The sequence below is a fragment of the uncultured Salegentibacter sp. genome (genome assembly GCF_963972535.1).
In the GTDB taxonomy this organism is placed as follows: Bacteria; Bacteroidota; Bacteroidia; order Flavobacteriales; family Flavobacteriaceae; genus Salegentibacter.
Map to the genome: position 1 here is coordinate 16,169 of NZ_CAXAVR010000028.1, position 11,280 is coordinate 27,448.

General features: G+C 36.6%; 10 protein-coding genes. 2 read left to right on the forward strand and 8 right to left on the reverse strand.

The genetic code is table 11. From position 1 onward, the window contains the following. Positions 1-87 precede the first annotated feature (87 nt). Positions 88-1,155: a 3-dehydroquinate synthase gene (gene aroB / locus AACZ30_RS05720; protein ID WP_075326637.1), complete on the forward strand. Its 1,068-nt coding sequence runs from the start codon at positions 88-90 to the stop codon at positions 1,153-1,155. A 61-nt stretch (positions 1,156-1,216) separates the two neighbouring features. Continuing rightward, positions 1,217-1,510 carry a hypothetical protein gene (locus tag AACZ30_RS05725; RefSeq protein ID WP_075326636.1) on the forward strand — a complete coding sequence of 98 codons (294 nt, stop codon included), beginning with the start codon at positions 1,217-1,219 and terminating at the stop codon, positions 1,508-1,510. Between the two features lie 1,647 nt (positions 1,511-3,157). Here the strand turns inward: AACZ30_RS05725 and AACZ30_RS05730 are convergent. The 8 genes from AACZ30_RS05730 to AACZ30_RS05765 all read right to left on the reverse strand — a co-directional run bounded on the left by AACZ30_RS05730 (position 3,158) and on the right by AACZ30_RS05765 (position 10,981). Then, on the reverse strand, positions 3,158-4,093 hold the full coding sequence (locus AACZ30_RS05730; protein WP_245801670.1) for a DUF1259 domain-containing protein: 936 nt from the start codon (positions 4,091-4,093) through the stop codon (positions 3,158-3,160). Positions 4,094-4,435: 342 nt separating this feature from the next. Next, the gene (locus AACZ30_RS05735; protein WP_339648219.1) at positions 4,436-4,558 is read right to left on the reverse strand and encodes a hypothetical protein; all 123 of its coding nucleotides are present in this window, start codon (positions 4,556-4,558) and stop codon (positions 4,436-4,438) included. Between the two features lie 32 nt (positions 4,559-4,590). Then, on the reverse strand, positions 4,591-5,958 hold the full coding sequence (gene chrA, locus AACZ30_RS05740) for a chromate efflux transporter (RefSeq protein WP_008615548.1): 1,368 nt from the start codon (positions 5,956-5,958) through the stop codon (positions 4,591-4,593). Next, positions 5,958-6,680, reverse strand: a complete 723-nt coding sequence (locus AACZ30_RS05745) for a superoxide dismutase (RefSeq protein WP_008615545.1) — start codon at positions 6,678-6,680, stop codon at positions 5,958-5,960. Before AACZ30_RS05745 ends, chrA begins: the two co-directional genes overlap by 1 nt. A 137-nt stretch (positions 6,681-6,817) precedes the next feature. Further along, positions 6,818-7,081 (reverse strand): hypothetical protein, encoded by a 264-nt coding sequence (locus AACZ30_RS05750; RefSeq protein WP_339648220.1) that lies wholly within the window; start codon positions 7,079-7,081, stop codon positions 6,818-6,820. A 195-nt stretch (positions 7,082-7,276) separates the two neighbouring features. After that, a complete protein-coding gene (locus tag AACZ30_RS05755; protein ID WP_008615542.1) occupies positions 7,277-8,557 on the reverse strand; it encodes a HAMP domain-containing sensor histidine kinase in 1,281 nt (426 codons plus the stop codon). Further along, a complete protein-coding gene (locus AACZ30_RS05760) occupies positions 8,554-9,237 on the reverse strand; it encodes a response regulator transcription factor (RefSeq protein WP_008615540.1) in 684 nt (227 codons plus the stop codon). The genes AACZ30_RS05755 and AACZ30_RS05760 overlap by 4 nt, the downstream gene beginning before the upstream one ends. A gap of 499 nt (positions 9,238-9,736) precedes the next feature. Further along, positions 9,737-10,981, reverse strand: a complete 1,245-nt coding sequence (locus tag AACZ30_RS05765; RefSeq protein WP_008615538.1) for a site-specific integrase — start codon at positions 10,979-10,981, stop codon at positions 9,737-9,739. Between the last annotated feature and the right edge of the window lie 299 nt (positions 10,982-11,280).

Here is an 11,280-nt window from a genome sequence, read left to right on the forward strand (position 1 = left end):
ATATAATTATTGAAGTTTGATTTTATTATGAATATTTCTGCTTATTTTCGAAGCCCAATCAGATAAATGTTTAAAACGTCAAGAACTATGTCCAACATGGCAGCCAAAGGGCCGGTTTACTATCAGCAAGATGGTTTTCATAAAATAAATACTTATTTAAAAGAGGCAAAACCTTCCAAAGTTTTCATTCTAGTAGATAATAATACGCATCGTGATTGCCTGGCTTCTTTTTTACAGAAAATTGATGCTTCAGAAAATTTTGAGATTTTGGAGATTGAAGCCGGTGAGATCAATAAAAATTTGGAAACCTGTAGTGGTGTTTGGAATGCACTTTCAGAATTAGATGCCGATAGAAAAAGCTTAATGATAAATGTAGGTGGCGGCGTTGTAACCGATCTTGGCGGATTTATAGCTTCTACTTTTAAACGCGGCATAAGCTACATAAATGTACCTACCAGTCTTTTGGCAATGGTAGATGCATCTGTTGGAGGAAAAACCGGTGTAGACCTGGGAAATTTAAAGAACCAGATTGGCGTAATTAATCACGCTGAAATGGTGATAATTGATCCATCTTTTCTGGCTACCCTACCCCAAAACGAAATGCGAAGCGGTTTGGCAGAGATCCTAAAACACGCATTAATTAGCAGCGAGACCTATTGGGAAAAAGTGACTAATTTAAGCGAACTAACTTTAGACGATCTTGACGATATTATTAGAGAATCGGTAGAAATAAAAGCTAAAGTTGTGACCGAAGATCCGGAAGAAAACGGATTGCGAAAAACCTTGAATTATGGTCATACATTAGGGCACGCTATAGAATCTTATTTTTTAACCCACCCAGAAAAAACTACTTTACTTCACGGCGAAGCTATTGCGGTGGGAATGGTTTTGGCAACTTATCTTTCTAAAGAACTTAAAAGTTTCCCGGAAGATAAATTGAAAGAAATCACCATTAAAATTTTGGATATTTACGAAAAAGTAGAATTTTTGGAAGAAGACATTCAGCAAATCATAGATTTGATGAAATACGACAAGAAAAATTCACACGGAAATATAAATTTTGTTCTGCTAAAAGATATTGGCAACACCGAGATAGATTGCAAAGTACCTAACACGCTAATTTGGAATGCTTTTGAATATTACAGGAAAACTTGATTTATAATATAAAAACAGTATTTTTAAAACCTACTAACTACATCCTCATAAACTTTTATTTATGAAAAGAATTATTGTTGACTACAAAAAATTAACTCCCGAAATCCTGGGCCTTTTGGTTGAGAAATATCCAGACGGGTATGATGACGACCAGATAATTGCCTTTAAAAACGCAAAAAACGAAACAGTTGAAGCGGTTGAAGTAAAAACCGAAGACACTATTTACCTGGTTAAAGTAAGTACACGACTTGAAAATACTATGGCCAATTTTGATGAAGACGATTACGACGATTCAGACTATAATGAGCCTATCGTAGAAATTCCTGAAAAAGACGACGAGGAAGACAAAGACTAAGGAATTACAAAATATTAAACCAAAAACGGGATTTTTCTGAATGAAGAATCCCTTTTTTATTAGGTGATTTTTTACATTTTGACATTCAAAAGTCGGGGTGGCAATTGCGAAGTGCAGGATGAGTCTGGGCCAACACTTAAGATTAAGACATAAAAAAACCACTTAGGTTTCTAAGTGGTTAATATTAAGTCGGGGTGGCAGAACGCTTTTAAAACGCTGAAAACCCCAGTATTTGTATGGTTTCACGCAGTTCTAGTTTTTTGAACTCACGATTAACTCACAATTTAAATAGAACGTATTGGTGCAGTTTGATATTCTGACCTAATCAAATATACAAATAATTAGATTATGAATCCTGTCTAATTTATTGAGGAAGTAAAAGATCCGACTCCAAAAAAATCAAAGATTTTGCATCGAATCTGGTCAATCCGGAAAGTTTAGAACAAAAACCAATTTACTTTTTTCATCTGGAGCATTTTCCTTTTGCCGGCGAAAAGAAAAAATAGTGAGATCAGGATGAAATGGTTTATTCTCAATTTTATTTACTTCTTCCAGCGCCATCGCATTACCTTTTGATGCTACTTCATTCAGTTTTAAAATTATAGAGGAGCTATAAATAGCAAAGCGGTTTATGCGCTCCGGTTAATTTTTAAGCTTGATTTTTGCATCGAAAGGTAAGGTGATGTAGGAAGGATTTTTAAATAATTCTGAAAACCTGATCGGTGAATTTTAGTTACCGCCTAGCGGACTTGAGTCAAAAAGCTTTTTCGATCGTATTCTTTTAATATTTTAAGCTTTTTGGCTCGTGTCTAAGACAAATTGTAATAAACCTCTTTTGCTGAAATGGAGCTTTTGCGAAGTGGAGGTAAAAGTGGTAAGTGGGTTTGAATTTCAGTTTTCCGTGAAATTTGTCGCAAAAAACCACCTATTTACGGGGGTTGCGAGTGCATTTGTCGCAAAATACGTGAAAAATGATAGGATTTAAATTCGTAATTTATTGAATTTCAATGTATTAATGATCTGTAACATCGCTTCGCGTGTTACCCTCTTGCTATTCCCCCTTAGTTTTACGAACACACTTATTTAGGAATTATATATATGTTAGTGAGTTTCTGTAATTGTTAACTTTCTATCGGGGAATACTTCCCCATAATAATAAACTGTGACCGAACTGATAGGAACGAATTATACGCTATTCAAAGCTTCGGGCTGATACTTATTTGATAAAAGCCCTTGTTAGTTATCTCCGGAACGGCATCAGATGGAAAATCAGGTTTTAAGACCTTTTAATTTAATAGGAGTTCAACATCCTTTTCGTTAAAGAAAATTTCAACATTTTAAAGGGTAATCGTATATAGACATATAATTATCCTTTTCTTTTAAAGATAACGAAAATTTCGCCTGGGTTACTCATAGGTCTATTTTATTCAAGGGATTATTAAAAAGCTCACATAAAGTTTTATTTCGGCAAGTTCCAGACAGGACATCCACCTCTTGGCAATGGTTAGAGGAAATTCAGAATAAATAGAAAAATTACAGTATACGAGAACCGTAGGTATTTTTACGTGGAAAGAGGTAACGGAAATTAATCCCGTGTCTCCTCTCTCATTCATTTAAAATACCTCGCTAAATTAAAAATGAATTTAATTATTCATTTTTGCTCACCACCCCGGTCTGGTTAAGAGCCGTTTTCAGACCGTGGGCGAGTTTCTCGGCTGGGCCCACACCCCAATAATGTAAAAAGAATATTCTTGGTTCTTCATACACCATGTGATTATGTACTGCCACTACTTCAATACCGTTTTCTACAAGGGCTTTTATAACAGGGGCAATTTCATCGGCAAGCATGGTGAAATCTCCTGCAACAGCAGCTTTTTCTGGAGTCCCCTGCCAGCTGGCCCAGGTATTAAATCCCATAAAAGTACTAACAGGAGCTCCGTGCTCCCTAAGATCAACATCTGGCCTCCCTATTGTAATCTTATAAACTCCATTGTTAAGATTACCTGAATGTCCTATAATATTATCTATTCTATCAGTATCCAGCGTATTCTCGACTTCACTAGGTTCGGAAGCTGCAGGATTCCCACCACGCACTTCCACAACCTTATCGAATAAAGCTTTTACTTTTTCTGCAAGTACTCCTTCTTCACCCATACCTCCAATATGCATGTACATGACATTGGGATTATTCCTCACAAAATGATTATGGATGGCGGTAATAGTCAATCCCTGTCTTATTACTTCCTGTTGTACCGGCCACAAATCATCTTCAGTCACCACTATATCGCCCATGACCATTGCTCCCTCTTTAATCGCAGAAAATGCTGCCCAGCTGCCTAGTCCCATCGGGGGGATGATTTTAAAACCATCAACCATTATCTCTAGATCATTTTGGGGAACTACTACTTTATATTCCCCATTGTTTTCCGTGCCCTTAATGCCAATAACCTCCCGGATAGCTGTAATATTCAGGGGATGCCGTTCCATATCTTCCTGTTGTTCTATCTCCTTTTGTTTTTCAGAAGATGGGCGAGAACTGTCAGCATTCTCTTTTTTACCGTCATGGCCATTGCACGAAAGCAATAAAAAAACTGTTGAAATCAATACGTATTTACTTTTCATAATATGTTTGTTTTATTATTTAAATTCTTCTAATCAATCTAATGTTTTTATACTGAAATCATCAAAGTAAGTTACAGCATCTTCTTTGGTCCATAAACCCACCTTACCAGCTTTAGTGAGGGTGGTATCTTTAACTTTAAATACTCCTTATTGTTCAAATAAATGGTAAATCATCACTTTTAATATTAATTCCAGGCTCTTCCAGTTATCACCTAGAGCGGCAACATCTAAGCCATAGGTTTTTCCTTTTCCTACAAGGGGCAAATCTCTGCGTTAGCCATCTTCTACTTTGTACACACCACGTTATCCTCGAGTGGATTTGCCCGTACTACATAATAATTGTTTTATCCATAAACCGCCGCCCTTGTCGTGATTGCCGGTTACACCTTTTAAACATACCGTAAGTGCCATATCCTTTGTTATCATGCTGTTATCGACAATAGGGTTACAGCACATAATCAACCTAATTCCTTAAATATGAAGAAATAGATGATACCTGATAAAACACTGATCAGGATAGTTTTCAACATATCCCATTTCAAAATGAAATATACAAAAGAGGCTATTAGAGCAATAATTAATGATCCAATATTAACTGTGCTCCATTCGGGAATCAACCACCTTGCTCCGTACAGATATTTTTCGTTAACCTCAGAGAAAAGGGTGTGGATTGCAAACCAGACACCCAGATTAAGTACAACCCCTACTACGGCAGCTGTAATTCCTGATAGTGCAGTGGTTAAACTTTTATTGCCCCGTAGGTATTCTATATAAGGAGCGCCTGTAAAAATGAATAGAAAGCAAGGTACAAAGGTAACCCAGGTAACCATCAGGGAAGCTAAAATTCCAGCTGTTAGAGGATCGAGAGAGCCGCTTAATCTATAGGCCCCCATGAAGCCTACGAACTGTACCACCTGTATCAGCGGACCCGGCGTAGTTTCGGCCATACCCAGTCCATCCAACATTTCACCGGATTGTAACCAGCCATAATCTTCAACCGCTTTTTGAGCGATATAGGCTAATACAGCATAAGCCCCTCCGAAAGTTAGAACGGCCGTTTTACTGAAAAATAAGCCTTCCGAGAAGAAAATGTTTTCGACCCCAATCACCAGTCCAAGGATCAATAGTGGTAAAGACCATAGCGTTAGGAAAATAAAAATAGTCTTGAATGTTTTTTTTAAAGACGGCTTTACAGGTTGTATTTTGCTGTCAATCAATGTATTTTCATTATTGTCCTTGTCTTTATGTTCTTCAGCTAATCTATGCCCTTTAATGACATGGAATTTTTCTTCCCAAAGTTTTCCGCCAATAAAACCTGTCAATCCCGCTGCTATTATTATATAAGGAAAATCTACCTCAAAGAAAAATATAGCTATAAAGGCCAAAGCCGCCAAAACAAACATGAGCTCATTTTTGATGGCCTTTTTACCTATTTTAATGACGGCTCCAACAACTATGGCTAAGACGGCAGGTTTAATACCGAAGAATATAGCTTCGACAATACCAACATCTCTGTAAGCAGCGTAAAGAATACTGAGAATTAGTATTGAAACAAATCCAGGTATTACAAATAAAATACCTGCAGTTACCCCCCCTTTCGTCCTATGCAGCAACCACCCAATATACGTGGCCAGCTGCTGGGCTTCCGGCCCAGGCAGCAGCATACAGTAATTGAGCGCATGTAAAAAGCGGTCCTCACTTATCCATTTTTTTTCTTCGACCAGAATTTTATGCATCACCGCAATCTGCCCGGCAGGTCCACCAAAGCTATAAATGGCTACTCTAATCCATACTTTTATGGCTTCTTTAAAGGGTAATTGCTCCATTAAACAATTTTTATGGCCTTATTATATCGTTCTGCTACATTATCCCAATTAATGATATTTAAAATCGTATCGACAAAATCCCCTCTTTTATTTTTGTGTTTCAAATAATATGCATGTTCCCACACATCAATAACCAATAACGGAATCACGCCCCACTGGGTCAGTTTCTGATGATTCTCACATTGCAAGATGGTTAGCGATCGGGAAAAGGGTTGATAACCCAAAATACCCCAGCCGCTTCCTTCTACGCCTTTAGATACTTTTGCTATATATACCTGGAGCTTTTCAAATGAGCCGAAATCTTTTTCTATCTGTTTCAATAGTTCTGCTTTGGGCTGTGTTTTTTTATTGGAAAGGTTTGTCCAGAAAATGGTATGTAGCACGTGGCTTGAAAAATGATACGCCAGTTTGCGTGTCCACAAATCAACCTGGTCTAAATCTCCTGATTTTAGGTGTTCTTTTATTTTAATCAAATCTTTGTTTGCACCTTTAACTGCTCCACCATGATGAAACTCATAGTGTAAGTGAAGGGTTTCTTCGTCCATATGTGGTTCCAAAAATGTTTTGTTGTAAGGAAGTGATTTCTGGATAAAGTTACCGTTTTTGTCGACCAACTTATCTATTCCATTTTCAGTCACATTCTGCGAAAATACATTGTTAGTAGGGAGTATGGTTGCTCCACCTAAAATTGCTGAGTTCCTTAAAAAATCTTTTCTGTCCATAATTTTTTCTTTTATATGATTAAAATGCTATTCCAACTTGAAAACCAAAAGTTACTGAAAAAGGTAAATCATTGCCGAATCTAAACGGAATGGGCGTAGCGAGGAAATAAGTTACTTTTTCCTTTTTAATTATAGGTCTAACCATAACGGCCGTTGGTATTGAATGCAAGCCTGGTTAAAAAATTAAAACCTCCAATGTTTCGGTAGATAACACCTGGGTGAAAAAGTAATCCGGTTACCCTACTCGCACGATCATTAAAAGAAATCATAGGTGCAAACTCGATACTGTAAGCTATTTTGTCGCTCTGAAGAAAATTTATACCAACTGGAAAGCCTACTGTATAACTGCCATCAAAATTAAAGTGATTCCCGTCTTTTGTTATAGTGGCAATAGGATGCATAATACTAAAATAGTTTTTTATCTTAGGATAATTTGTTTCTTTATTTTCTACCTGTGAAAAAACAATTTTAGGGGTTAAAAAGGATAAAAGCAAAATAAGAATGATTTGGTTCCCGGCTCTGTTCATTATAGTTTCATGATTTTATTAAATGCAAGTATATGAATGGAATCTGTAGAAATTTGGGAAGCTGATTGGTTACCCGAAATTCACTTCAAAAATGTGCAATCCTTCTTCTTTATAATAATGAAGTCCCCATCCACTCGTTTCAGCTACCTTTAGAGCAATGGCTAATCCCAACCCCCAAGTATTGGGATTCCTGGATTGTTTGTAAAAACGGTTGAACAATTTATCCTTCTCAAATACTTTTCCTATTTCTTGCTTTTGCCCGGTATTGGCAATAATGAGCTTGTTTTCCATTATTTGAACGCTTACCATTCCATTCTCAATATTATGCAGAAAGGCGTTTTTAAGTAGGTTCTGTATCAGTATCTCCGTAAGCATAATATTTCCCTGCACTTTCAAACTATCTCGTGTTTCGGCTTTCACCGATATATTCAAGGCGGCTTTATGTTCTTCATAAAATTCCATGGATCGGCATAAAATTGTTTGAATATCAACCTGTTCCGAAAGGATAAACTGCCGGTTTTCGATTTTAGATAAGAGCAACAGAGTTTTACTCAGTTTTTTTAAGCGTTGTGTTGAACCGATAATGCCTTCAATAATTTCCGCCTGCTTCTTTGAAAGTTCAGCCTGCCCAATGAGTGCTTCCAGCCTTGACTGGATAATGGACAAGGGCGTTTGCATTTCATGTGAAGCGTTTTCAATAAATTGCTTTTGGCTTTGAAAGACTTCAGTATTTTTTCGGACCAGCTCATTCACAGCTTCATTCAGCATCCGGAACTCATCAATATTTGTAGATGGTAATTCGGGCATTTTCTCTTTATCAAAGCGCAAGAGCCGGAGCCTTTCGAGCATTTCAAAAAACGATTTCCATATTTTTTTGGAGATAATACGTTGGGTTAAGTAAAAAGAAAGCGCCAAGCCCATAAATAGGCTGCCGAGTGTAATGGCAATGGTACCTATCATTTCTCCCGCTTCCAGATGTGGCTTTATAATTTCCAGCCGGTAGTTATTATTGTGTAATTTCACATAAGCTGTAAGCTTTCGGTACTCATCAAACTCATCATCAACAGGCTCATAAATAAGAGTGTCAGTGTAGCTTTCATAGCTTTCCTGAAACACCTTCTTTTCAACAGGAAAAAAGGTAAAATCGTCTAGTGGGTTATCCTCTTTAAAAGGAGCTTCAGGATTTTCTTCTAGATAAGCTAGCAAGTTGACTTTGCGGTTGTTCAACACTTCATCTACATTTTGAAGTACATTCCAGCTAAGTACCAAATAAAACAATATCGAAAAAATCCCGAACAAGACGAGGAAATACAGCATTTGAAGGCGGGATGTGTAGGTAAGCAGCTTCATAAAGCCTGAATTTGATAACCTACCCCATAGATGTTATTTATTTCTACTTGTGCCCCGGCATCTTTCAGCTTTCGTTTGAGGTTCTTAATCTGAGAAAACAAAAAATCAAAACTCTGGGCCTCATCTACATAATCACCCCATACGTACTCTGCGAGCGCCATTTTAGAAATAATACGTTTATTATTGTTAATGAGGTGGATGAGTATAGCATATTCTTTTTTAGTAAATGAGATTGGCGTAGAAAAGTTATCTATTCTCACTAGGTATTGGCCTAGATCTATTACCATATTGGCAAAGCGGATAGGCTTATTGGTTTTAAACTGTTTCCTACGAATGACGGCTTTTATCCGGGCATTAAGTTCTGAAAAATAAAATGGTTTTATCAGGTAATCATCAGCTCCTAATTCGAGGCCAGTTAACTTATCATCTAGGGAATCTCTTGCAGAAAGAATAATAACACCATCAGTCTTATCTTCTTTTTTAAGAATTTCAAGAATTTCGAACCCACTGCCATCCGGTAAATTAATGTCTAGAATTAGACAGTCATAATCGTATAAATAAACACGTTCTTGGGCTGTTTGAAAGTTGCCTGCCGAATCATATAAATAGCCTTCTTTGGCCGCGAAATCCTCAAGGCTTTTTAACAGGTACGGTTCATCTTCTACAATCAGTAATTTCATAATAAATACAAATTAAGAAATTAATTCTGTAGAAATACTGGCTGAGCAATATCTTCTTCGCTTCAGTTCGATCTCAAAATCCATTGGCAAATAAAAAAATATGATCGGCAACCAAAACAATAACAGCTGAATCAAAGCCCCCAAAGTTTCTCAGTATAACGGACAAAAGTTTTTTAAAAGATAAATTTGGATTGGTGATAAATTTATGACCAAATACTTTGCTCTCAACGGCTTCCGGTAAATAGAAGCTAAAATGGAAAAAACAAAGGATTTTAAGGATATCAAATAGGTTAATTTTTATTAATAGGTTGATCAAAATTCCTAGACCTGAAATGATCCACCCAGTTTCGAAGAAATTCTGCGACAAATAAAGATATAAGCTATTTTAGAAGTAGTTTCTACTTTCTTCAGTATTTGAAAACAAAATTTGAACAAAAAACTTGAATCCGAATTGGTGACCTTGAAACAAGACTATTACAAAGTCTCTATTAATAAAGGTTTATAAATAAAAGGTACGGTCTGTTACCATTTCTGTTTTTTCATCGTTCAACTTTTCTCTTAAATTATCAATATCATTAGAAATTTTAGAATCAATTACTCGTGCATAGATCTGTGTAGTGGATAATTTGGTATGGCCTAAAAGCTTGGAAACTGTTTCTATGGGAACGCCATTAGCTAAAGTTATCGTTGTGGCAAAAGTATGCCTGGCGGTATGAAAACTCAGTTGTTTTTTTATTTTCACCTCTTTAGCTATTTCTTTTAAATACTGGTTGGTTTTCTGGTTGGAATAAACCGGTAGCAATTTTTCCGTTCCGTCTATTTTAGGATGAGTCTTATATCTTTTTAGAATTCGTTCCGCCTCTGCGAGTAATGGAACTCTCACAGCAGTATTCGTTTTACTCCTTCGGGTATAAATCCATTTATTGCCATCCACTCCAATTTGCAAATTGTTTTTATTTAAGGCTTTGGCATCAGCATAAGCCAGCCCGGTATAACAGGCAAAAACAAAAATATCCCGGTTAATAGTTAATACCGGTTTTTCAAACTCTTCGTTTTTGATCTTTTCCAGCTCGGTCTTGTTTAAATAAACCATATCCACCTGATCAAAGCGTAGCTTGAACCTTTTGGTGGGGTTCTTTTCAATCCAATCTAAATGTTCGGCCAGGCGCATTAGTTTTTTGAACCGCTCCATATGCTTCATTACTCCATTATTTTGAAGGCCCGGCAAAACACGTAAATAACTTTCAAATCCCAGGGTAAACTGGTAATCAATTTGCTTTAGATAAACATCTGAAGTATGATGCTGGGCTTTTAAATAATCTTTTAGGTAATTTTCCGTAGTCGTATAATTTTTCATGGTACCATATTTTAACACCTTATCCATCTTTTCTTTGTGATAGTTAATCAAATAGGTAAGCGTATAATGTTGCTGGTCACTACCCAGGTATCTAGCTTTGACTGTTTGTGTGGTTACCAGCAGTCCTTCTTTTAAAAGGCTATCATAGGTTTTATATAATTGCGCTTTGGTTTCATCAATCTTTTTATTGATCTGCCGACTTTCAGAAGTGTTACCGGTAAGTTTACTGGCTGATTGGTTCCACTTGTCTACCGGAATAGTTCGTTTTAAACTTATTTCTAATGATTTACCGTTAACGGTGATTCGGGCATAGAGGAGGGCTAAGGCTGGTTGCTTTTTCTTTTTGCGAATAAAAAAAGAAATGGAAAAGGTTTGACTGGTACGCATCGTTATGTTATTTTAATGAAACAATTAATTAAGGCGAAAGTCAAACTACCAATACGCAATTATGGAGTATCGGTAAGCTAAAAATACAAAAAAATAACTCACGATAAACTCACAAATTCCCAGTGAACTCACGGTGAACTCACATAAAATTTAACACTGTTTGTTAAAATTTGAGCAAAAAAGAAAGGGCAACTATATGAAAACCATATAATTACCCTTTAATTATGTTAAAATATAACTTGTTAAAGTCGGGGTGGCAGGATTCGAACCTGCGGCCTCCTGCTCCCAAAGCAGGCGCG

Bases quoted from the DNA above. Each gene is read 5' to 3' on its own strand.
- aroB (WP_075326637.1), top strand. From the start codon at position 88: ATGTCCAACATGGCAGCCAAAGGGCCGGTTTACTATCAGCAAGATGGT.
- AACZ30_RS05735 (WP_339648219.1), bottom strand. From the start codon at position 4,558: ATGATAACAAAGGATATGGCACTTACGGTATGTTTAAAAGGTGTAACC.
- AACZ30_RS05750 (WP_339648220.1), bottom strand. From the start codon at position 7,081: ATGCATCCTATTGCCACTATAACAAAAGACGGGAATCACTTTAATTTT.
- AACZ30_RS05760 (WP_008615540.1), bottom strand. From the start codon at position 9,237: ATGAAATTACTGATTGTAGAAGATGAACCGTACCTGTTAAAAAGCCTT.
- AACZ30_RS05755 (WP_008615542.1), bottom strand. From the start codon at position 8,557: ATGAAGCTGCTTACCTACACATCCCGCCTTCAAATGCTGTATTTCCTC.
- AACZ30_RS05745 (WP_008615545.1), bottom strand. From the start codon at position 6,680: ATGGACAGAAAAGATTTTTTAAGGAACTCAGCAATTTTAGGTGGAGCA.
- AACZ30_RS05765 (WP_008615538.1), bottom strand. From the start codon at position 10,981: ATGCGTACCAGTCAAACCTTTTCCATTTCTTTTTTTATTCGCAAAAAG.
- AACZ30_RS05725 (WP_075326636.1), top strand. From the start codon at position 1,217: ATGAAAAGAATTATTGTTGACTACAAAAAATTAACTCCCGAAATCCTG.
- chrA (WP_008615548.1), bottom strand. From the start codon at position 5,958: ATGGAGCAATTACCCTTTAAAGAAGCCATAAAAGTATGGATTAGAGTA.